This is a genomic window from Macrococcus sp. S115, assembly GCF_030067655.1.
Taxonomy (GTDB): Bacteria; Bacillota; Bacilli; order Staphylococcales; family Staphylococcaceae; genus Macrococcoides; species Macrococcoides psychrotolerans.
Genome location: NZ_JASJES010000001.1, coordinates 237,106 through 258,578, shown reverse-complemented (window position 1 = coordinate 258,578; position 21,473 = coordinate 237,106). Strand labels below are relative to the sequence as shown.

Genomic DNA, 21,473 nt, shown 5'->3' with positions numbered 1-21,473 from the left:
TTACAAAAAAATCACACTAAAATTTAAAAATTTTAGTGTGATTAATTAAAAATAGTATGAAAGATTAAAAAATAGTGTCTCAAATTTAAAAAGCGGTAAATTGATAAATTTTTTTAAAGTTCACCATTTTCACGAAACTTCTTCTTGAAAGTGAAGCCTACGCCAAAAGTGGCGATAAATAATATCACTGCTATACCCATAAGTAATAAGTTACCTTCAGCAAGCCCGATACTAAAGAGGATAAGCATCAGTACTGCGAAACAAGCAAGTGCGAATTGTATAATTGTACTTTTCTTCATATAAATTTACTCCTTTTTGCTTTCTATAAATTCCATGATATATTAATATCGTATTATATGATATAATATCACAGTTACATAAAAACTGTAAGTTGATTAAGAAGGGAAAGACCACATGACTAAATTAAGAGAAGATGTACGTAATATTGCAATTATAGCCCACGTCGACCATGGGAAAACGACTTTAGTAGATGAATTATTAAAGCAATCGGGAACATTCCGTGAGAACGAGCAGGTTGATGAACGTGCAATGGATTCAAATGATATCGAAAGAGAACGTGGTATCACGATTTTAGCAAAGAATACAGCGATAGACTATAAAGGAACGCGTATCAACATTCTGGACACACCAGGACACGCCGATTTCGGTGGAGAAGTGGAACGTATCATGAAAATGGTAGATGGTGTTATTCTTGTTGTTGATGCATACGAAGGAACAATGCCACAGACGCGTTTCGTATTAAAGAAAGCGTTAGAACAAAACTTAAAGCCAGTTGTTGTAGTAAATAAAATAGATAAACCTTCAGCAAGACCTGAAGAAGTTTTAGACGAAGTATATGATTTATTTATTGAATTAGAAGCAAATGATGAGCAGCTCGATTTCCCTGTAGTGTATGCTTCAGCAATCAATGGAACTGCAAGTTTAGATGCAGCGACACAAGATGAGAACATGCAGAGCTTATACGAAACAATTATCGATTACGTCCCTGCACCGATTGATAACCGTGATGAGGATCTGCAGTTCCAGGTTGCATTACTTGATTACAATGACTATGTTGGTCGTATTGGTATCGGTCGCGTATTCCGTGGAACGATGGAAGTGGGTCAACAAGTATCATTGATTAAATTAGATGGTACAATCAAGAATTTCCGTGTGACGAAGATCTTCGGTTTCTTCGGATTAAAACGTGTTGAAATCGAAAAAGCATATGCAGGAGACTTAATCGCAGTCTCTGGTATGGAAGATATTAACGTAGGAGAAACTGTGGCGCCAGTTGACAATCCTGAAGCGTTACCTGTTCTACGCATCGATGAGCCGACTTTACAGATGACATTCTCTGTAAATAACTCACCATTTGCAGGTAAGGAAGGGAAATTCGTTACAGCACGTAATATTCAAGACCGTCTTGAATCACAGCTTGAAACAGACGTATCATTACGCGTTGAATCTGTAGGTCCGGATAGCTGGACTGTATCTGGTCGTGGGGAACTGCATTTATCCATCTTAATCGAGAATATGCGTCGTGAAGGTTTCGAACTTCAAGTATCAAAGCCTGAAGTTATCGTAAAAGAAATCGACGGTAAGAAATATGAGCCGTATGAGCGTGTACAAATTGATGTACCGGAAGAACATACAGGTTCTGTTATAGAATCTCTTGGAGTACGTAAAGGTGAAATGGTGGATATGGTTAATGGTGGTAATGGCCATACACGTCTTATCTTTAACGTGCCTGCACGTGGACTAATCGGATACCGTACGGAATTTATGTCGATGACACGTGGTTACGGTATTTTAAACCATACCTTTGATGAATATCGTCCATTACTTAAAGGACGTATCGGTGGCCGTCGTAACGGTGTTCTTGTGTCTATCGATAAAGGGGTAGCAAGTACGTATGCCATCTTAGCGCTGGAAGACCGTGGTGTAAACTTCATGGAACCAGGAACTGAAGTATATGAAGGCATGATCGTTGGTGAAAACTCACGTGATAATGACTTAACGGTTAACATTACGAAAGTGAAAGCAGCAAACAACATTCGTTCTGCGACAAAAGAACAGACAACAACGATGAAGAAACCGAGAATCTTAACACTTGAAGAAGCGTTAGAATACTTAAACGATGATGAGTTAGTGGAAGTTACACCAGAATCTATTCGTCTAAGAAAGAAAACATTAGATAAATCGCAACGTGAAAGAGAACAGAAGAAAGCTAAAGCTGCATTACAGGAAGAAGAATAGGAGTGATTAAATGAACTTTCTTATAGGGAACGTAAGCACGGATCCTGAACAAAGAATGTCATTTCTCGCAAAACTGTTTGCAGTAGATAAAAATCCAGAAGCTGGCATGTGGTATTTACTTATCGCAATCTTTATACTAAGTGCAATCGTCTATAATCTAGGCTTTGCACGTAAGTTAAAGCTATGGCAGAATGTAGTGATCTATATCATGCTATTTTTAGGATGCATCATACTTAACTTCCTTGCGGTATTTCTACCGGTAGGGGAAAGCCTGATCATCGCAGCCATCGTTTTAGGATTATATCGCTATCGACTGCATAAAGAACGTAATCAGAAAATAGAAAACAGAGATTAGGCAGCAGCCTGATCTCTGTTTTTATGTCTATATAATTTCAATTCCCGTTACATGGGCAAGTTTCAAATTTAGTGTATCTTCCAGTAAATAGGCATCGACCATCCCGTCATCATATAGACGTTTACCATCTTTAGAAAACTGAACATAAAAATTCGGTAACGCATCTAATTGAATCTCAGCACTTTCAGTTTCGTTAGTCAGCCTTATACGTGTAGCATCCTGATGAGGCTCGGCATTCCTAATAAATGGTTCGAGGTTCATTAAGAATGTCCCTTCAAGCAGTTGCTGCTTCTTGTATTTCTTTTCTGAAACAAGTGTCGGAGGCTTTGAACCGCCTTCTAATATCTCTCGATTCCATTCATAATTATCCTGAAATGAAATGGTATCATCATCAAGTTTAATCGTTTTCTTGATTGTATCCATCTCAACTTTACGATCATCAAAGATAAAAGTTGAAGGATCCAGTGTAATATTAAAATTTACTTTTCCCTTAATTTGAATTATCATCACAATCACCCTTTCAATCATATTATGATATACATTGGTCGATTAGTAAATGCTTGATTTTTAAAGGCTCGTGCTATAGAATTTTAAAGTATAGAATATGAAATGAGGGAGTATGCTATGCAGGGGAATAATGATTACAAACAAAAGGCATATGACCAGCTTAATCAAGATGCAGACAAGATTCTGCAGCTGATTAAAGTCCAGATGGATAACTTAACGATGCCTCAATGTCCACTTTATGAGGAAGTTTTAGATACACAGATGTTCGGGTTAAGCCGTGAAGTTGATTTTGCAGTGAAGATAGGACTTGTGGACGCCGATGAAGGGAAAGCATTACTTGTGACGCTTGAGAAAGAATTATCTAAGCTCCATGATGCGTTTACCAATATTTAAGTCTAAAGCGCATGCTTTAGACTATTTTTTAGAAATGAGCGGATTTGATGAATTACTTGAAAGAATTTTTTGATTATGTTAAGCACAATACTAAATATGTGGATTTTCCGTTGCTGATTACATATGTTGTACTTACGCTTACAGGGCTTGTGATGATCTACAGTGCGAGTATGGTTGCGGCGACACGTGGGACATTGACCGGTGGTATACCTGTCAATGCAAACTATTTCTATGTTAGACAGTTGTTTGCAATTATCCTTAGCTTCGGTATCGTTTTTGTAATGACTTATTTTATGTCGATTAATCTGTTGTACAACAAGAGATTACAGCAGTTTGCAATCTTTGGTGTCATGGCGCTGCTTATTCTCACCCGAATTTTCGGACGTGAGGTCAATGGTGCGAAGAGCTGGCTGAACTTAGGATTTATGCAGCTACAGACTTCTGAGCTGCTGAAGATTGTGGTGATCATCTACCTGGCATATATCTATAACAAGAAACGTAATCTTGATAAACTGAGTACGGATATCATCGCACCATTAATTCTCGTAGGACTTTGTTCTGGTTTAGTACTGATGCAGAATGATTTCGGCTCCACAGCACTGATCCTGATGATTGTTGGCAGTATCTTCTTATATTCAGGTATTGCTATTAAGACGGTACTTAAGATGGGGGCATTAGTCGCTGTGAGTCTAGCGACCGTTACATTATTTTCTCTAGGCACGGGCCTTACAAACTTTCTCGGTGCCCATCAGAAACAGCGTTTTGAAGTACTTGCAAATCCCTTCAAAGATGAAAGTGGGGCAGGATATCACCTATCCAACTCACTGCTTGCTATCGGTAATGGGGGATTCTTCGGTAAAGGATTAGGTAACGGGGTGATGAAGCTTGGGTATCTGCCTGAGCCGCATACCGATTTCATCTTTGCCGTGATTGCTGAAGAACTGGGGCTGCTCGGTGTGATTGTCATCATCAGTCTGCTCTTTTATATTGTTTTTAAAGGGTTTGTCTATGCAGCAAGCGCGCGTACAATGTTTCATAAGCTGATCTGTGTCGGCGTATCCAGCTATATCGGAATCCAGACATTTATTAATCTCGGTGGGATCTCCGGATTAATTCCTTTAACTGGAGTGCCGTTACCATTTTTAAGTTATGGTGGATCGAGTTTGATGAGTTTATCTATTGCAATCGGATTACTGCTTATGACATCGAAGGATATTAAGCGAGATAATGAACGAAGAAAAGTATAGAAATAAATTAGAGACTGGATGATTAATGCCTTTCTCTTTTTTTCTACCACCATGTGAAAACGGTAACAATATGACGAGTTCGTGTCAATTATGGCTAAAAGCAGAATGTTCTTAACAATTATAATATAATGTATAAGAAATGAAATGAACTGAGTGGAGGCTGTATATGAAAACGATTAAGAAATTACTTGTCGCTAACCGTGGTGAAATTGCAATACGTATTTTTAGGGCTGCTACAGAACTACATATTCCGACTGTTGCAATCTATTCTAAAGAAGACAAAGGTGCACTTCACCGATATAAGGCAGATGAGGCTTATATCATTGAAGGCGCAAGTCCGTCTGATTGCTATCTTGACATTGAAGCGATTATAGAGACTGCAAAATCATGTGGTGCAAATGCAATTCATCCGGGGTATGGTTTCTTAAGTGAAAATCAGCAGTTTGCAGTGCGCTGTGCACAAGAGAATATCATCTTCATCGGTCCGGAAGTCCGTCATCTCGATATGTTTGGTGACAAGATAAAAGCACGTAATACAGCAATCCAGGCTGGACTTCCGGTGATACCCGGAACAAAGGATGCAATTAAAGGTTTAGATGAAGCGGTGCAGTTTGCACATGATAAGTATCCGGTTATGATAAAAGCACTGTCTGGTGGCGGTGGAAAGGGCATGCGTATCGTGCGCAATGCTGAAGAACTGGAAGAAGCCATTTCACGCGCACAATCAGAGGCAATGAAATCCTTTGGAAGCAGCGAAATTTATATTGAACAGTACATAGATGCGCCGAAGCATATTGAAGTTCAGATCATTGGAGATAAGTTCGGCAATATTGTTCATCTCTTTGAACGAGATTGTTCAGTACAACGTCGACACCAGAAAGTAGTTGAAGTTGCGCCATCAGTCGGATTAAGTGATACCGTAAGAATGAACATCTGCAATGCTGCGGTTGATCTGATGCAGCAGATTTCATATGTCAACGCCGGAACGGTAGAATTTTTAGTTCAGGGAGAGAATTTTTATTTTATAGAAGTAAACCCGCGTGTTCAAGTAGAACATACGATTACAGAGATGGTCACAGGTATAGATATCGTTAAAGCACAACTACTGATAGCTGATGGGACAAAGTTAAGTGATGAACGCATCGCTATTCCACAGCAGCACGAGATTGTGACACACGGCTATGCGATTCAATGTCGAATTACGACAGAAGATCCTGCTAATAACTTTTTACCGGACACAGGACGTATCACAGCGTATCGCTCAAGTGGCGGGTTTGGTGTGCGTCTTGACGCAGGTGATGGCTTCCAGGGCGCTGAAATCTCTCCTTACTATGATTCACTACTCGTTAAATTGTCTACGCATGCACTTACCTTCAAGCAGGCTGAAGAAAAGATGGTACGTTCATTAAAAGAAATGAGGATCCGCGGTATTAAGACAAACTTACAGTTCCTTCTGAATGTAGTTCAGCACCCTATGTTTACTGCAGGTAATTACAATACGCGTTTCCTGGAACTTTATCCTGAATTATTTGACATAGAAGCCCCTAAAGATAGAGGAACGAAGACGTTAGCATATATCGCTGATATTACTGTGAATGGTTTTCCGGGTATTAAAAAGACCGAGAAACCTGACTTTGAACTTCCGCTTACCAAGACCTTTAAAGCCACTGGTTTATCAGGAACGAAGCAGCTGCTGGATGAGCATGGGCCATCTTATGTCAGCGACTGGATCAAAGCGCAACAAGAAGTACTGATTACTGATACAACATTTCGAGATGCGCATCAGTCATTGCTGGCGACGCGTGTGCGTACTAAAGATATGCTTGCGATCGCATCACAGACTAATCATCACCTAATTGATAGCTTCTCATTAGAAATGTGGGGTGGTGCAACATTTGATGTAGCATATAACTTTCTGAAAGAAGATCCGTGGGAGAGGCTCAGAAAGTTACGAACGGCTGTACCAAACATACTATTTCAAATGCTCTTAAGAGCATCGAATGCTGTCGGTTATAAGAACTATCCAGATAACGTTGTGCAGCAGTTCATCCGAGCGGCAAGTGATAATGGTATCGATGTCTTTAGAATATTTGATTCGCTTAACTGGCTCGATCAGATGAAAGTAGCCAATGAAGCGGTACTGAATGCAGGTAAAATTTCTGAAGGGACCATCTGTTATACCGGCGATATATTAAATCCAAAGCGTTCAGATGTCTATACGCTAGACTATTATTTAAAGATGGCTAAAGCGATGGAACGAGAAGGATTCCATATCCTAGCGATAAAAGATATGGCTGGCCTGTTGAAACCTGAAGTAGCTTATATATTAATTCAGGCATTAAAAGCAGAAGTATCATTACCAATTCATCTGCATACACACGATACGAGTGGTAATGGTATTATGACGTACAATAGAGCAATCGATGCGGGTGTTGATATTATTGATACAGCGATTTCCAGTATGAGTGGACTGACAAGTCAGCCTTCGTTGAACAGTCTCTATTACAGTTTAGAAGGAAAAGACAGACAGGTACGTGCAGATATAGAAGGACTTGAAGCACTTTCACATTACTGGTCAGTGGTGCGCAAGTTCTATCATAACTTCGAAAGTGATATACAGTCACCAAACACTGAAATATACCAGCATGAAATGCCAGGAGGACAATACTCGAACATTGAACAGCAGGCGAAAAGCTTAGGTCTTGGCGATCAGTTTGAAGCGGTTAAAGATATGTATAAAAGAGTGAATATGATGTTCGGTGATATTGTTAAAGTTACACCATCTTCCAAAGTCGTCGGGGACATGGCATTATACATGGTGCAGAACAACCTTGATGAACAGACAGTTATAGAACGCGGAGAAAGCCTTGACTTCCCGGATTCCGTCGTATCCTTCTTTAAAGGAGAGATTGGACAACCGTCAAATGGCTTTCCTGAAAGATTGCAAAACGTCGTATTAAAGGGAAAAGAACCGCTTACTGTACGACCTGGGGAAGCATTAGCACATGTAGATTTCAATGAACTGCAGCAGACGCTTACAGAACGTTTTCAAGATGTCGCTGAGGAAGATGTCCTCAGTTATGCACTATATCCGAAAGTATTTGAAGTATATAAAGAGACAGAAGCGCGATATGGCAATATTTCATTGCTCGACACCCCGACATTCTTCTATGGTATGCGCAAAAATGAAACTGTAGAAATAGATATCGATGCCGGCAAAACGCTGATTGTGAAACTACTGAGCATTGGACATGTGCATGAAGATGGATATCGTACGTTATATTTTGAACTTAACGGGATGCCAAGACAAGTACGTGTGAAAGATAATGCGGCTGAAGTAAGTGTCAATACATTACTTAAAGCAGATGCTAAGAATAACAAGCATATTGGAGCGCAGATGCCAGGTACGGTTGGAGAAATTAAAGTGTCAGCAGGAGCGCACGTTCGTGCGGGTCAAACATTGATGATTACTGAAGCGATGAAGATGGAGACAAGTGTACAGGCACCTGTAGATGCAGTGGTGAAACACATCCATGTAGCAACTGGAACAGCTATCCAGACAGGCGATTTGTTAGTCGAGTTTGAATAAAATAAAATAAGCGTCGGCAATGATTACATTGCCGACGCTTGTTTTTATGTGAAATCATTTATTTTGCTCTGCTAATAAGTAGGATAAAGTAACATAACAGTCCAAATAGCAATGTTATAAACAAGGCGTGGAGTAGCGCGATGTAGAGATTAACTGCTGTAAATATCGTTAATGCACCAGTTGTTACTTGTAAACAGATTAATATGAAAGCAATCATATAACCGTATTTAATAACACGGTACTGCGCGTAGTTCTGCATAGCATGAAAGGCAACATAAGTCAGCCATATAAATAGAATGAAAGCAAGCGTTCTATGGCTCATCTGCACCCATTCATAGAAATTCTGAGGCAGTGTAAACGCACCCTTACGACAGAGCGGCCAGCTGGAGCAGGCGAGGCTTGCTTTCTCATGGCGTACGAGCGCACCACTATAGATAACAAAATAGATAAAGCTTGTGAGCCCGATCGTATGACGTCTAAGCTTCGGCTGTAATGTGAGTGTAGTTGCATCAAATTTCTGGTCGACTTCAAAGATAAGCAGTGTAAGTAGAAATACAGCACTGAAGCTAATCAGTGATATTCCGAAGTGAAGCGCAAGTACAAAACCATTCTGCTGCCACATCACTGCCGCCGCACCGATCAAAGCCTGTGCAAAGATAAATCCGATGCTCATATAGCAAAGGAACTTTGTTTCTTTCTTATGTCCAATATATTTTATGCTGAGTATTACAAGCCATGTCACAGATAATAATGCGAGACCTGAGACGCCACGGTGTGCAAGTTCAATCAATGTCTCTTTCGGAATATGAGTCGGAACAAACTTTCCGTGACAAAGTGGCCAGCTACTACCACAGCCATCTGCAGATCCTGTCTTTGTTACGAGTGCACCACCAATCTGAACAAATAGCATGAGCACGGTCGTAAACAATGATAACCATTTTAAATTCTTTTCTTTTAACAACAAAAACACCTCTATCTATATTCTTAACATCTATAAATAATGTCATTTTATCTCATTTCTAAATAGTATATACTTAAGTTATAGTATATCAATCATAGGGATAAGTAAATGTGTCACATTCGTGAACAATTGAAATTACTTGTAAAAAAGAAAAATGTCACAATTTAATTTCGAAAATGTATAGAAAATGTGACAGTTTTCATATATTATTGTTATTATATGCGTTAGTATTGTAAAAGGAGGGTGAAAATGCAGAATGAACACATTTTAAAAGGTGTTAAACCAGTTGAACGGCGTCTGACTTTTAAAGATGTAAAAGCGATTGTGAAGCTTGGACTCGTACAAGGCAATTTAATACCGGCGTTTGCAGGTGCGTTTATTGCAATTATGTTAAGCGGTCGTTCATTTTTAAGTAGTATACCTGAACTTTTAACGATGCTTTTCGGCACTACACTAATTATGGCAGGAAGTTGTGCACTGAATAACTTTTATGACCAGGATATTGACAGTATTATGCCAAGTAAGCAAAATCGACCATCTGTAACCGGTAAAGTTTCTACAGCTTCGATTCTACAGCTCAGTCTTGTGCTTATGGTCGTCGGAGAAATACTTTTGTTCATGATTAACATCGAGACAGGAATCATCGGATTTCTTGGCATCTTTGGCTATGTTGTCTTATATTCAGTCTGGTCTAAACGACATCTTGTGTCCAACACAGTAATAGGAAGTTTTCCAGGTGCGATTCCGCCGCTTGTTGGCTATGCAGCGATTGAACCATCTCTTAGCAGCACAGCGTGGATGCTTTTCATCATTATGTTTATATGGCAGCCTGCACATTTCTATGCGCTTGCGATTAAACGTAGTGAAGAATATGCACTTGCTAGCATACCGATGCTACCTTCAGTTAAAGGGTTTAAACGTACAAGGCTTTCCATGTTGTTTTGGGTGCTGCTTTTGTTACCGACACCATTTTTTATGCAGGAACTCGGCACGGTATTTATCGTACTTGCTTCGGTACTAAATCTAGGATGGCTGTTATTAGCGATTTCTGGATTTAAATCAAATGTTAAAGAAAATAAATGGGCAATGACAATGTTTGTTTATTCTTTAAACTATTTGATGATATTTTTTGTTATGATAGTAGTAGTTACATTAATTCAAACGATTTGATTATGAATGGTGAAAGAGGGGTTAGAATTTAATGAAGAACAATTTAAAAAATGTAAAGCTGATCGGTTTATTTTCATTATTGTTAATGACCTTAGCGGGTTGTGGTAAAAATGAACTGTCTGCTTTACGTCCTGCAGGGGAAGTTGCAAAGGATCAATTTAATTTAATGATGCTTGCGGTAGGTATTATGGTTTTCGTTATTATTGTAGTTGTAGTTATCTTTATTTTAGCTGTATTTAAATTCCGTCGCGGCAAAGTCGGTGAAGACTTTGTACCGAAAGATGTTCATGGGAACCATAAGTTAGAAGTGATCTGGACAACGATTCCAATCATCTTACTTATCATCTTAGCGATACCAACTGTTATGTTAACATTTAAACTAGCAGATACGAAAGCAATGGATAAGGTTGATGCTAAAGGTAAGAATAAAGAAATGATTGTTGATGTAACTGCAAATCTGTACTGGTGGGAATTTGAGTACCCTAACGAAGGTATCGTAACAAGTCAGGAACTTGTTGTTCCTACAGATACAAAAGTTTACTTCCGTCTGCATTCAGCTGACGTAAAACACTCATTCTGGATTCCGGCAGTGGGTGGTAAGATGGATACAAACGTTGAAAACATCAATAAATTCTACTTAGTGTTTGATGATAAGAAAGCGCAAGACGCGAAAAACATGTTCTACGGAAAATGTGCGGAATTATGCGGACCGTCTCACGCATTGATGGACTTCAAAGTTAAGACAATGGATAAAGACCAGTTCAAAACTTGGGTATCTGATATGAAAGCTATCAAAAACCCTGTAGCAACAACAGATGCTAAAGAGGGCGAAAAAGTATTCAAGCAGTCTTGTCAAGGTTGTCATGCTGTAACACCAACTGGTAAAGGTGCTAAAGGTCCAAACTTAACAACATTTGGTGACCGTAACCGCGTTGCTGGTGTTATGGATCATAATGAAGAAAACCTTAAAAAATGGATCAAAGATCCTGAATCAGTAAAACCTGGTAACAAAATGACAGGTGCTTACAAAGTTTCAGATAGTGAAATTGATGCGCTAGCTAAATACTTAATGGAACGTAAAGTTGAAAAGTAGTAAATAAAGGGAGGTTACACATTTGGCTACACAAAAAAAGCGTGGTTTACTAATGGAGTACTTAACGACAGTAGACCATAAAAAAATTGCAATTCTTTATTTAATCATGGGTGGATTGTTCTTCGCCATGGGTGGTATCGAAGCGATGATCATTCGTATTCAGCTTGCAGTTCCTGAAAATGATTTCGTCTCTGCGGGATTATTCAATGAAATGATTACGATGCACGGTACTACAATGATTTTCTTGGCAGCAATGCCATTACTGTTTGCATATATGAACGCAACAGTACCGTTACAAATTGGTGCACGTGACGTTGCATTCCCATTCCTAAATGCATTAGGGTTCTGGTTATTCTTCTTCGGAGGTGTATTCTTAAACTTATCTTGGATTTTAGGTGGCGCACCAGATGCAGGGTGGACTTCATATGCTTCATTGTCACTTGCATCAGAAGGGCATGGGATTGACTTCTATGCATTAGGTTTACAAATTTCAGGTGCTGGTACTTTAATTGCAGGGATTAACTTCCTTGTTACCATTATTAATATGCGTGCTCCTGGTATGACATTTATGCGTATGCCATTAATGACTTGGACAACATTAGTTGCTTCAGCTTTAATCGTATTCGCATTCCCTCCACTGACTATCGGATTATTCTTGCTTATTTTCGATAGAATGTTTGGAACAGGATTCTTTGTAGTATCACAAGGGGGTAACACAATTATCTGGGAACACTTATTCTGGATTTTCGGTCACCCTGAAGTATACATTTTAGTATTACCAGCATTCGGTATTTTCTCTGAAATATTTGCAACATTCTCTAGAAAACGTTTGTTCGGTTATTCTGCAATGGTATTTGCAACAGTATTAATCGGTTTCTTAGGCTTCATGGTTTGGGCACACCACATGTTCACTGTAGGTCTAGGTCCAACAGCGAACGCGATTTTCGCAGTAGCGACAATGGCAATCGCCGTACCAACTGGTGTGAAGATCTTCAACTGGTTGCTTACTATCTGGGGTGGTAGTATCGAATTTACGACGCCGATGTTATATGCATTAGCGTTCATCCCTACATTCGTAATGGGTGGTGTTACTGGTGTAATGCAGGCATCAGCACCAGCTGACTATCAGTACCATGATTCATACTTTATCGTAGCGCATTTCCACTACGTAATCGTTGGTGGGGTAGTATTCGCGTTACTTGCAGGCTTGCATTTCTACTGGCCATTAATGTTCGGTAAGATGTTAAGTGAGAAATTAGGTAAAGTTTCCTTCGCACTATTCTTTATCGGTTTCCATCTAACATTCTTCCTACAACATTTCTTAGGATTAATGGGTATGCCACGTCGTGTATTCACTTACTTACCTGGTCAAGGTTATGACACATTTAACTTAATCTCTACTATCGGTGCTTTAACGATGGCCGTAGCAGTCATTATTTTATTGATAAATATTATCTTAACTACAGTGAAAGGTCCTAAAGTAGGACGTGACGCTTGGGGCGATGGCCGTACGTTAGAATGGTCATTACCAATCCCAGTACCATTTTATAACTTTGCACAAACACCACTTGTGCGTGGATTAGATGCATTTGATCTTGAGAAGAAACAAGGTAATGGTGAAATCTTACCAGCTGAGTCATTAGGTGATGTTCATATGCCAAATAACTCAATCTTACCATTCGTTCAGTCATTAGGATTATTCGTTGCAGCATTTGGTGCTTTATACTTAGCAGATGGACAAAAATGGGCACTTGATGCAGTTAAAGATTTACCGGTTCAACCATGGGCTCCATTTGTATTAGTTTTAGGTTTAGCGATTACAGCAGGAGCAATGATCGCACGTTCTGTAGTTGATGATCACGGTTATCATATTACTAAAGAAGAGCTTATCGAGTACGAAAGAGGTGTTAAATAATGGCACATCATGAAGAACAGATGACAGTCGAGAGATGGCCAAGTCATCCTGAGACAGCTTCATTAGAAGGTAAGAACAAATTATTAGGATTCTGGATTTTCCTGGGTGGAGAAACAGCACTATTTGCATCATTGTTTGCAACTTATTTAGCACTTAAGGACCATGTTCCTAGTGAAGATCATCTTTTAGCGAAAGATTTGTTTCATTTACCACTTGCATTTGTAATGACGATGTTACTTTTAACTTCGTCTCTTACAAGTGTGTATGCACTGTATCACATGAAGAACTATGATTTCAAAAAGATGATTACATGGTTAATTATCACAGTACTTCTCGGCTTAGGATTCTTAGGTCTAGAAATTTATGAGTTTGTTGAATATGTTCATAAAGGTCATACATTCCGTTCAAGTGCTTTTGGTTCAGCTTTCTACTTCTTAGTAGGAACACACGGATTCCACGTTATTATTGGATTAACTTGGATTATTCTGTTAATCGTACGTAATATGAAGCGTGGTTTAAGCGTATATAATGCAGCGAAATTTAATACAGCAGCATTATATTGGCACTTTATCGACGTAATCTGGGTATTCATCTTTACAGTAGTTTACTTGTTAGGGGTGTTAGGATAATGTCAAATGAATTAAATCATACGAATTTTAATCAAGAACGCTATGAATTTGAGAAACGTTCAAGAACAGAAGAAATGAGAATGCAGGTAACAACTTTTGCAATTATGATCTTCTTAACATTTGTTTCTTTTGCAATGGTTGCAGCTGGACTAAGCAAAGAATTTGTTATCCCAGCAGTCTTATTACTCGCACTCATTCAAGTTATTCTTCAATTCTATTACTTTATGCATATGAAACATAAAGGGCATGGAACAGCTCAGTTATTTATGTTAACTGGATTGTTTATTGCAGGTAGTTTTGTTTTTATGGCGCTTTACTTAACTTGGTTAGGTGACCCATTAAAATAAGAGTGAACCCGGAGTAATCCGGGTTTTTATTTTTGCCACAAATTAGTTGAAATATTGTGCTTTATTCTTCAAATTGTACGCTATAATAGAAATGATTGAAGTATAAATTTTTGGAGTGATTTTATGGGTAGTATTAGTTCTATCAGGATATTCGGATTTTTAGCGAACTGGAGTCCTTTCTTTTTAGTTGCCATTATTTTCACGACTATCGTGTTTTTCTTGATAACAGGGAGATGGCGCCATGAAATTCCTGGCAATCGACCGTTGAAACGTTCAGAAGCAGTTATTTTTATTATATGTATGTTTTTACTGTATGCAATGAAAGGTGCGCCAGTGGATCTACTTAGTCATATTATCTTTAGCTTCCATATGTTACAGATGGCCATCCTTTACTTACTTATCGTGCCACTGTTATTCTTTGCGATACCGGAATATCTAATTGATTATTGTATTAAACTGCCTATTATTGAACGTGTCTTTAATTTTCTGACGCGTCCGATTATAGCGCTGATTACGTTTAATGGACTGTTCTCAATCTATCATATTCCAGCCATACTGGATGGTTTAAAGCAGAATGCGACATTACACTCATTGTTTACAATTCTTTTGTTTATTACTGCATTTTTTATGTGGTATCCAATATTTAACAGGACAGCTCTTGAGCGTAAGCAGCTGTCAGGTCTTGTGAAGATTGGCTATATCTTCGCAATCGGCGTACTTTTGACGCCGGCGTGCGGGCTGATTATCTTTGCCAGTCATGCCATGTATAAGACATATACAGATCCAGCGGCATGGATGAGTGCCATGACCCTTTGTGTGCCTACAGGGACATTACAGGATATCGTTCAAAATTCGAGTATTAGTGGCCCGCAGTATTTCACAAATATGACACCAAAAGAAGATCAGCAGACCGGTGGCGTAATCATGAAGGTGCTACAGGAAATATTCTTTGGCTTCATGCTGTTCCACGTTTTCTTTAGATGGTCAAGGGAAGAGAGAATGAGTTCTGAGGAAATAACACAGAGAAGTTTGGATGAAAAGTTACAGCAAGATGCTTATTTTAATCAATACAGATAGGAGAAGAATATGAATTTACCAATTTTACCTACAATCAGTACGACATTTATCGTTATCAGTGCCATACTGGTAGCAATCGGATGGTTTAAAATCGCACGACGTGATATTGAAGGACATAAGAAGACGATGCTACTAGCAGGTGCAGCGGCCTTGACATTCTTTATTATTTATGCTACAAGAACAATCTTTATTGGGAATACAGCATTTGGCGGACCTGATAGTATCAAACCGTACTATACGATTTTTCTGATTTTTCATATTACACTTGCAACGACCGGTGGGGTGCTAGGATTAATCAATATTATTACGGGTCTTAAAAATAATTTAAAGATTCACCGTAGAATAGGACCGATTGCCTCAATTATCTGGTTCTTCACAGCAATTACAGGTGTAGCTGTTTATCTACTGCTTTATGTATTTTATAAAGGTGGAGAGACAACATCGGTTATTAAAGCGATTATAGGTGGCTAAATAAAAAAACGATCAGACACTATGTCTGATCGTTTTTTATATGCATAAAGGTTTAAAGGATTACACTTTAAAGTTTAAATTAAAGGCACCTGACTCTAATATGATGAGTATGATGATCAATACAATCGGCCCGATGAAGAAACCGACAAAGCCCATAAGCTTTAATCCGATAAACATCGCAATAAGCGTAGGGAGTGGACTGAGTCCAACGCCTTTGCCCATCACTTTCGGTTCTAATACTTTTCTTTGAATGAGCAGGAAGACCGATAATAGAACGAGTTTGACAGCGAGTGATGAGTCTCCAGTTATATATGCATAGAGCGCCCATGGAATAGTCACACCTGTAGCACCGAGTATGGGCAGCAAATCGACGAGGCAAATGATAAAGCTTAATACGAGTGCATTTTTTGGTGTGATAAATAACAGTCCGATAAAGGTGAAGAACCAGGTGATTCCGGATAATATAAAAGCCGCACGCAGCATACCAAATACGGATGAGGATACTCTTTTCCATATATACATCGCTTTTTCATAAGTTTTATCGTACGTATGCTTTCTGATAAAGGCATGCATATTCGGTATTTCCAGCATAAATAAAAATAAGGCGACTAAAAACACAAGTCCAGAAATAAAAGTTTCTGGTAAGCTTGCAACTAAATTAGTGATACGTTCAGCGTTAAAATAGTTTAATATTGCATCTCTTAGATTAAATAGAAATTTCTGAGTTTCATCAAATAATGCATTGGAAACACTTTCTGGAATCATCTTAGCAAGTCGTGCTTCAAATTGTGTCCATGCATCTAATATATTGTTCATCTTGTCTGGCAAGTCTTTTGAAAACTGAATAATATGCTGGATAAGCTTCGTTAAGAATAAATACATAAATAATAGGATAAACGACAGGATAGAAGTATAAACAATCGTTACGCTCCATTTTCGGCTCCTCACCTTTTGCTCCAGCAACTTTACAAAGGGCTCTATCATAAGCGCCAGAATAAGTGCGACGATAAGCGGAATGGATATCGGAACGATAAAGTAGAAGAAGAGCAGTGCGATGACCGCAACTGCTAAGAATGCGATATTTCTTTTTGTTATTAGTCGTTTGAACATTGCATCACCTCATATAATAAACAACCGAATGAAACATAGAAAATTATGCATCACTCGGCTATACTTAATATTATTTTTGAATTGCTACGATATCATTAAATACTTTATTGATTGTTCGTTTGCAATGGTCCACAAGCTTATCTGAGAAGTATTCATCTTCTCCGTATTCAATACCTGTTGGATAATAATGTTTACCTAAATAAGGGTCCATCATCTGAAGTTTGGCATCACGTGCTCCAACATCCCCTTCAACTGCGTAACCAGGAATACGTAGGTAGTAGATTCCTTCATCAAGTTCGTATTTTAAGTCGTAGGTTACACGTTCGTAATCCCAATGCCCGCCAAGAACAAAGCCATGCTTATTCATTACGTGCTGGATTAATGATTGATCAGCAACGATTGATTCAATGCCTGAATTTGCGAATACCATATTATAGTTCCTCCCTAAGTCATTCTACTTTTAATTTTATGATAAAATCATACTTTCTGCAATCGAATATTCATTTGATTTTAAATAATGTTAAAATAGTTATAGAATAAAGGAAGATTGTCAGGAATTGAGGTGTATTTTTGAAAAGTATATTGATAAAGTTATTATTTATATTACTTGGCTCGATATTTTTATTTTATCTGTTCTATTCGCCGTCGAGCAAGTTTGATATATTAGAAAATCCAGCAAAGGATAAAGTTTCGCATAAACAAATTGAAAAAAAAATAACGCATTCAGTAAAGCAACCTGCTTTAACTGAGGGGATCGGTCAGTATATCGGTAAACCTATCGATGTAATGACGAATAAATTTGGTTATCCGAATCGTATCTATAGTTCGAACTTCAGTTACAGAAATTTTGTTTATAAATTGAAGGATGCCTATTATATTGTTGGAGTGAAAGACAACCGCATCAAGATGATCTATGCGACAGGTAAGGATGCAGATGTTGCACCGTATGAAATATTAAGTCCTTCCGGCAAAATGTTCGATGGTAGCAATATCGTATCAGAACCTATTATTTCTACGCAGGATGGAGATTATCAGTTCCAGTTATCTGAGGCTGATATAAAGACGCAGGCACTAGTGGAATATGAAGGGCTCTTTATGCAGGTCTTTATCGATAGGTTTACAGGTAAAATAATGGCGGTGAGATATCTTTCTCCGGATACTTTAGTAGAAATGCAGCCCTATGCAATGAGTTATAATGGAAAGACGATAGAGAAGAAGCTCAAGGATGAAGTGCATCGAATAGAAGAAATTGCTATTAACAGTAATGAGGTCCTGACGATGTTTGAACTGACAAACACAATGCGTGAACTGAATGCACTTGAACCTCTAGATACGAATGAAATTATCAATCATACTGCTCAGTTTCAAGTAGCTAAGCTCAGCAATGAGAAGCAGCAGGTCACATCGGTAGAAGACGAGATCGGCTCTAAACTCAGTGCCGAAGGAATCGATTATCATCATCTGTCTCAAAACATCGCCTATAACTTTGAAGATGTACCAGGTGTTATCAATAGCTGGATGAATTCAGTGGAACATCGTAACAATCTATTGAATAAAAACATCAACGCGATGGGTGGAGGCATTTCAGGGAGCTATAACTCACTTATATTTTTAGAGGATTTATCATTGAAAGAAGATTAGGAAGTGAAGTCTTGTTATATACAGAAGAAATATTTGAATGTATTGAAAGTGCTGAACACATCAATACGATGTTAAAGCACAGTAGCGCCTATCATGAATACCGTGATAGCTATATAGAAATTGCAAAAAATAAAGAGGTGCAGCAGCTGAAACGTGATTTTCTGAAAATAAAAATACAATATGAGGAAGTTCAACGATTTGGCAGGTATCATCCAGACTATACGAAGATTATGATGGAGACAAGAAAGCGTAAGAAGGCATATGATATGCATCCACTTGTAGTCCTGTTTAAACAGAAGGAAACGCAATTGCAGCAGTTACTAGATGAGATTATTACCATCGTGGCACATGCGATTTCAAATGAAGTAAAGGTTGAAAGAGGGAATCCGTTTTTTGTAGATCATGTTTGCAGTTCGGGGTGTGGCTGTAGTTAGGAGGATATATGAAAGAGGATAAGTTGATTCAAAAATGGATAAGAAAGAAGGCATTTTTGAATCGGCCGGATGAAATGCTTTATCGTAGTCGAAGTACAGATTTACTCTACACACAGTGGATGAGTGCCTATGTACTTAAATATATTCATTTTAACTATCATGATAAGGTGCTATGTATCGGTTGTCATGGTGGAAAGTGGGTTAGTGATATCGATAGAACGGTGAATATCAAAGGATATATACTCGATCAGTCCGTACGTCAACTCCAGTATGCCATGCATCTTTATCCGCATTTCAACTATGATATTTCTGATGAGCATCTTCCCTTTAAAGAACGTAAGTTTCATAAAGTGATTATCAATCAGCCTTTTGACAGTTTCTATGAACATGAGGCGCTCATTCAAGAACTGCAGCGTGTTACAAAGAAAAAAGGGCGCATCATCCTGTTTCAGCGTAAAGGTATTTTACATCCAAAGTTGAATCTTGAGCCATTGTTACAAAATACTATATTAACGGTGACACAAGAAACTGCATATAAAAATATGCTGATTTATGAGCTTAAAAGAAAATAAATAAGAAACATCGTGCGTACGCACGATGTTTCTTATTATCATATTATTGACTAATATTTCGTTTAAGTCTCATCGCAATGTCTGGTCGATCGGTGACGATTGTATGGGCACCAGCCTTTAACAATTGTTTCATCTGATCGATACTATTGATAACCCAATAACCGGGGGCGATATTTTGAGATTGCAGAAATTGTATAAACTGAGGTTGTGCCAATGAAATGCCATAAAAATGCGTAGGAATCTGAAACGTATCTGCCTGTACATGAGCCATATTTTTATAGTTGGTACTATAAAGCAGAAAAGTACGTGCGACTTCTTTTTCTCCGGCACCATATGCGATCTCTTTATCACATCGGTTACGGAAGCGTCTGATCTGCTCATCATAGAAACTTGTGATTAATACTTGATTGAAAGCTTGAGCATCTTCAATGACTGCATATAATGCGTCGATGATACGTTTGCCAGCAGCTGTATCCGGTCCATCTTTAATATCAATATTAATACGAATATCTGGAAATATGCGGATAAGGTCTGATAATGTTACAATCTTTGCATCTGGATGGGCACGAAATGGCTGCTCACCATTAATATCTGTAAATCGGTATCCAAAGTCAAGCATCTGTAACTCTGCTAACGTGTGATAATATACAAGTCCTGATCCATTACTCACGCGGTCAACCGTAGCATCATGCAGCACAACGACCTCATTATCACGCGTTAAGCGAATATCAATCTCAAAGCCATCTACATCAAGTGTCTGAGCATGCTTAAACGCAAGCATTGTATGTTCAGGACGTAACTGCAGCCCGCCACGGTGTGCAAATATATAAGGTGCATGACCTTTAAAGTATGGTTTAACATTTTTGGCTGCTGGCGCTTTTCGTCTGCTGATAAGCGCCGTACTAACGGTGTAGAAAGCACCACCTATGGCAAGTAGTTTCATATATTTATTCAACTGTTTGACCTCCGAATAATTTTGATAATTTAATTTTAACAGAACACATGGTACTATTAAAGAAATGAAAGAGAGGAATATGATGATGTCCATCGTTGAGAGAACACAACTCATAATTTATATAAAGAGTCCGAAACACGAAAGACAGCTACGCAAATTCGGACATATCGTGCATATTAATCGTAGTGAAAAATGGTTATCAATGTACATAAATAACGATAAACTAGAATGGACGCTTGAACAGCTTGAAAAACTTAAGTTTGTTACAAACGTCGTAAGTTCTTCATACAAATTACTGAAGAAAGATTATTCTAATACATCGGTGGAATAATACGCTGTAGACGTAAGACACCTGTTAAATATTGATAGTAGAGTTCATCTTCATAAAAATGCTGCTTGCTTTTTATCTCGTGTTCTATCACTTTGATATTATATTGATCGGCCCAATTCTTGAGCATATCATATTTCTTGCTTTGACCATGATATGGATATTTGATGCATTCAAATATGCTGTACATTGCCTGAAACTTATCCTGTGCCGGATGCATAATCAGAATACAGGACGTCTTCGGCTCAGCTTCAAGTGTCGTATGCAGAAATAATAGACAGTGGACGCGTTCGTGATTATATTTCATCAGCTGTTCGAATTCAAACAGGTCGCTTAATCCTGTTCCTAGAGGTATAAATGTCTGTTTCATCGTTCGACTCCTTTTTAGGTGATAAATTAAGTATACTAAATTTTTTATGG

General features: G+C 38.3%; 23 protein-coding genes. 16 read left to right on the top strand and 7 right to left on the bottom strand.

The window, feature by feature from the left end; all coding sequences use genetic code 11:
• Positions 1 to 113: 113 nt before the first annotated feature.
• Positions 114 to 299, bottom strand: a complete 186-nt coding sequence (locus tag QNJ52_RS01310) for a DUF5325 family protein (protein ID WP_283721664.1) — start codon at positions 297 to 299, stop codon at positions 114 to 116.
• A 115-nt stretch (positions 300 to 414) separates the two neighbouring features.
• Between QNJ52_RS01310 and typA the strand changes: the two genes are divergently transcribed.
• A complete protein-coding gene (typA, locus tag QNJ52_RS01305; RefSeq protein ID WP_219494460.1) occupies positions 415 to 2,259 on the top strand; it encodes a translational GTPase TypA in 1,845 nt (614 codons plus the stop codon).
• Between the two features lie 10 nt (positions 2,260 to 2,269).
• Complete coding sequence (locus tag QNJ52_RS01300; RefSeq protein ID WP_219494461.1) at positions 2,270 to 2,614, top strand: YlaH-like family protein; 345 nt, start codon at positions 2,270 to 2,272, stop codon at positions 2,612 to 2,614.
• Between the two features lie 27 nt (positions 2,615 to 2,641).
• Here the strand turns inward: QNJ52_RS01300 and QNJ52_RS01295 are convergent, their stop codons facing one another.
• The gene (locus tag QNJ52_RS01295; protein WP_241427508.1) at positions 2,642 to 3,118 is read right to left on the bottom strand and encodes a hypothetical protein; all 477 of its coding nucleotides are present in this window, start codon (positions 3,116 to 3,118) and stop codon (positions 2,642 to 2,644) included.
• A gap of 120 nt (positions 3,119 to 3,238) precedes the next feature.
• Here QNJ52_RS01295 and QNJ52_RS01290 point away from each other — a divergent pair, with 120 nt between their 5' ends.
• From QNJ52_RS01290 to QNJ52_RS01280, 3 genes are all read left to right on the top strand, one after another.
• The gene (locus QNJ52_RS01290) at positions 3,239 to 3,514 is read left to right on the top strand and encodes an Fpa/YlaN family protein (protein ID WP_133420356.1); all 276 of its coding nucleotides are present in this window, start codon (positions 3,239 to 3,241) and stop codon (positions 3,512 to 3,514) included.
• 47 nt (positions 3,515 to 3,561) lie between these two features.
• Positions 3,562 to 4,761: an FtsW/RodA/SpoVE family cell cycle protein gene (locus tag QNJ52_RS01285; protein ID WP_219494466.1), complete on the top strand. Its 1,200-nt coding sequence runs from the start codon at positions 3,562 to 3,564 to the stop codon at positions 4,759 to 4,761.
• 166 nt (positions 4,762 to 4,927) lie between these two features.
• The gene (locus tag QNJ52_RS01280) at positions 4,928 to 8,350 is read left to right on the top strand and encodes a pyruvate carboxylase (protein ID WP_283721663.1); all 3,423 of its coding nucleotides are present in this window, start codon (positions 4,928 to 4,930) and stop codon (positions 8,348 to 8,350) included.
• Between the two features lie 58 nt (positions 8,351 to 8,408).
• Here the strand turns inward: QNJ52_RS01280 and QNJ52_RS01275 are convergent, their stop codons facing one another.
• Positions 8,409 to 9,311, bottom strand: a complete 903-nt coding sequence (locus QNJ52_RS01275; RefSeq protein ID WP_283721662.1) for a COX15/CtaA family protein — start codon at positions 9,309 to 9,311, stop codon at positions 8,409 to 8,411.
• Between the two features lie 249 nt (positions 9,312 to 9,560).
• On the opposite strand from QNJ52_RS01275, the gene cyoE reads away from it, so the two are divergent.
• The 7 genes from cyoE (at position 9,561) to QNJ52_RS01240 (ending at position 16,013) form a co-directional block, all read left to right on the top strand.
• A complete protein-coding gene (gene cyoE, locus QNJ52_RS01270) occupies positions 9,561 to 10,481 on the top strand; it encodes a heme o synthase (protein ID WP_283721661.1) in 921 nt (306 codons plus the stop codon).
• A gap of 31 nt (positions 10,482 to 10,512) precedes the next feature.
• The gene (gene coxB, locus QNJ52_RS01265; RefSeq protein ID WP_219494472.1) at positions 10,513 to 11,574 is read left to right on the top strand and encodes a cytochrome c oxidase subunit II; all 1,062 of its coding nucleotides are present in this window, start codon (positions 10,513 to 10,515) and stop codon (positions 11,572 to 11,574) included.
• A gap of 52 nt (positions 11,575 to 11,626) precedes the next feature.
• Entirely contained in the window at positions 11,627 to 13,489 is a 1,863-nt protein-coding gene (locus tag QNJ52_RS01260) for a cytochrome c oxidase subunit I (RefSeq protein WP_283721862.1), read from the top strand.
• Positions 13,489 to 14,118, top strand: coding sequence for a cytochrome c oxidase subunit 3 (locus QNJ52_RS01255; protein WP_283721660.1), 630 nt, complete (start codon positions 13,489 to 13,491; stop codon positions 14,116 to 14,118). The genes QNJ52_RS01260 and QNJ52_RS01255 overlap by 1 nt, the downstream gene beginning before the upstream one ends.
• Positions 14,118 to 14,465 carry a cytochrome C oxidase subunit IV family protein gene (locus QNJ52_RS01250; RefSeq protein ID WP_219494474.1) on the top strand — a complete coding sequence of 116 codons (348 nt, stop codon included), beginning with the start codon at positions 14,118 to 14,120 and terminating at the stop codon, positions 14,463 to 14,465. The genes QNJ52_RS01255 and QNJ52_RS01250 overlap by 1 nt, the downstream gene beginning before the upstream one ends.
• 123 nt (positions 14,466 to 14,588) lie before the next feature.
• Positions 14,589 to 15,542: a cytochrome c oxidase assembly factor CtaG gene (gene ctaG / locus QNJ52_RS01245; RefSeq protein WP_219494476.1), complete on the top strand. Its 954-nt coding sequence runs from the start codon at positions 14,589 to 14,591 to the stop codon at positions 15,540 to 15,542.
• 9 nt (positions 15,543 to 15,551) lie between these two features.
• The gene (locus QNJ52_RS01240) at positions 15,552 to 16,013 is read left to right on the top strand and encodes a DUF420 domain-containing protein (RefSeq protein WP_219494478.1); all 462 of its coding nucleotides are present in this window, start codon (positions 15,552 to 15,554) and stop codon (positions 16,011 to 16,013) included.
• A 60-nt stretch (positions 16,014 to 16,073) separates the two neighbouring features.
• Here QNJ52_RS01240 and ytvI read toward each other — a convergent pair whose 3' ends face one another.
• Both ytvI and QNJ52_RS01230 read right to left on the bottom strand, forming a co-directional pair.
• Positions 16,074 to 17,123, bottom strand: coding sequence for a sporulation integral membrane protein YtvI (ytvI, locus tag QNJ52_RS01235; protein ID WP_283721659.1), 1,050 nt, complete (start codon positions 17,121 to 17,123; stop codon positions 16,074 to 16,076).
• A 70-nt stretch (positions 17,124 to 17,193) separates the two neighbouring features.
• Positions 17,194 to 17,553 (bottom strand): YugN family protein, encoded by a 360-nt coding sequence (locus tag QNJ52_RS01230; protein WP_099482113.1) that lies wholly within the window; start codon positions 17,551 to 17,553, stop codon positions 17,194 to 17,196.
• A 140-nt stretch (positions 17,554 to 17,693) separates the two neighbouring features.
• Between QNJ52_RS01230 and QNJ52_RS01225 the strand changes: the two genes are divergently transcribed.
• The 3 genes from QNJ52_RS01225 to QNJ52_RS01215 are packed head-to-tail and all read left to right on the top strand — an operon-like array spanning position 17,694 to position 19,770.
• Entirely contained in the window at positions 17,694 to 18,764 is a 1,071-nt protein-coding gene (locus tag QNJ52_RS01225; RefSeq protein WP_219494482.1) for a CAP-associated domain-containing protein, read from the top strand.
• Between the two features lie 11 nt (positions 18,765 to 18,775).
• Positions 18,776 to 19,198, top strand: coding sequence for a YlbF/YmcA family competence regulator (locus QNJ52_RS01220; protein WP_283721658.1), 423 nt, complete (start codon positions 18,776 to 18,778; stop codon positions 19,196 to 19,198).
• Between the two features lie 8 nt (positions 19,199 to 19,206).
• Complete coding sequence (locus tag QNJ52_RS01215; protein ID WP_283721657.1) at positions 19,207 to 19,770, top strand: class I SAM-dependent methyltransferase; 564 nt, start codon at positions 19,207 to 19,209, stop codon at positions 19,768 to 19,770.
• 43 nt (positions 19,771 to 19,813) lie between these two features.
• Here the strand turns inward: QNJ52_RS01215 and QNJ52_RS01210 are convergent, their stop codons facing one another.
• Positions 19,814 to 20,725 (bottom strand): glycerophosphodiester phosphodiesterase family protein, encoded by a 912-nt coding sequence (locus QNJ52_RS01210; protein WP_283721656.1) that lies wholly within the window; start codon positions 20,723 to 20,725, stop codon positions 19,814 to 19,816.
• An 82-nt stretch (positions 20,726 to 20,807) separates the two neighbouring features.
• Between QNJ52_RS01210 and QNJ52_RS01205 the strand changes: the two genes are divergently transcribed.
• Entirely contained in the window at positions 20,808 to 21,056 is a 249-nt protein-coding gene (locus QNJ52_RS01205) for a DUF2129 domain-containing protein (protein ID WP_481817284.1), read from the top strand.
• Here QNJ52_RS01205 and QNJ52_RS01200 read toward each other — a convergent pair.
• Positions 21,037 to 21,423 (bottom strand): DUF7147 family protein, encoded by a 387-nt coding sequence (locus QNJ52_RS01200; protein WP_219494487.1) that lies wholly within the window; start codon positions 21,421 to 21,423, stop codon positions 21,037 to 21,039. The genes QNJ52_RS01205 and QNJ52_RS01200 overlap by 20 nt on opposite strands.
• Positions 21,424 to 21,473 lie beyond the last annotated feature (50 nt).

What these genes read in the sequence shown, in the direction of transcription:
- QNJ52_RS01215 (WP_283721657.1), top strand. Translation starts at nt 19,207, where the DNA reads ATGAAAGAGGATAAGTTGATTCAAAAATGGATAAGAAAGAAGGCATTT.
- typA (WP_219494460.1), top strand. Translation starts at nt 415, where the DNA reads ATGACTAAATTAAGAGAAGATGTACGTAATATTGCAATTATAGCCCAC.
- ctaG (WP_219494476.1), top strand. Translation starts at nt 14,589, where the DNA reads ATGGGTAGTATTAGTTCTATCAGGATATTCGGATTTTTAGCGAACTGG.
- QNJ52_RS01250 (WP_219494474.1), top strand. Translation starts at nt 14,118, where the DNA reads ATGTCAAATGAATTAAATCATACGAATTTTAATCAAGAACGCTATGAA.
- QNJ52_RS01205 (WP_481817284.1), top strand. Translation starts at nt 20,808, where the DNA reads ATGATGTCCATCGTTGAGAGAACACAACTCATAATTTATATAAAGAGT.
- QNJ52_RS01230 (WP_099482113.1), bottom strand. Translation starts at nt 17,553, where the DNA reads ATGGTATTCGCAAATTCAGGCATTGAATCAATCGTTGCTGATCAATCA.
- QNJ52_RS01290 (WP_133420356.1), top strand. Translation starts at nt 3,239, where the DNA reads ATGCAGGGGAATAATGATTACAAACAAAAGGCATATGACCAGCTTAAT.
- ytvI (WP_283721659.1), bottom strand. Translation starts at nt 17,123, where the DNA reads ATGTTCAAACGACTAATAACAAAAAGAAATATCGCATTCTTAGCAGTT.
- QNJ52_RS01310 (WP_283721664.1), bottom strand. Translation starts at nt 299, where the DNA reads ATGAAGAAAAGTACAATTATACAATTCGCACTTGCTTGTTTCGCAGTA.
- QNJ52_RS01255 (WP_283721660.1), top strand. Translation starts at nt 13,489, where the DNA reads ATGGCACATCATGAAGAACAGATGACAGTCGAGAGATGGCCAAGTCAT.
- QNJ52_RS01280 (WP_283721663.1), top strand. Translation starts at nt 4,928, where the DNA reads ATGAAAACGATTAAGAAATTACTTGTCGCTAACCGTGGTGAAATTGCA.
- cyoE (WP_283721661.1), top strand. Translation starts at nt 9,561, where the DNA reads ATGCAGAATGAACACATTTTAAAAGGTGTTAAACCAGTTGAACGGCGT.
- QNJ52_RS01300 (WP_219494461.1), top strand. Translation starts at nt 2,270, where the DNA reads ATGAACTTTCTTATAGGGAACGTAAGCACGGATCCTGAACAAAGAATG.
- QNJ52_RS01260 (WP_283721862.1), top strand. Translation starts at nt 11,627, where the DNA reads ATGGAGTACTTAACGACAGTAGACCATAAAAAAATTGCAATTCTTTAT.
- coxB (WP_219494472.1), top strand. Translation starts at nt 10,513, where the DNA reads ATGAAGAACAATTTAAAAAATGTAAAGCTGATCGGTTTATTTTCATTA.
- QNJ52_RS01200 (WP_219494487.1), bottom strand. Translation starts at nt 21,423, where the DNA reads ATGAAACAGACATTTATACCTCTAGGAACAGGATTAAGCGACCTGTTT.
- QNJ52_RS01240 (WP_219494478.1), top strand. Translation starts at nt 15,552, where the DNA reads ATGAATTTACCAATTTTACCTACAATCAGTACGACATTTATCGTTATC.
- QNJ52_RS01285 (WP_219494466.1), top strand. Translation starts at nt 3,562, where the DNA reads ATGAATTACTTGAAAGAATTTTTTGATTATGTTAAGCACAATACTAAA.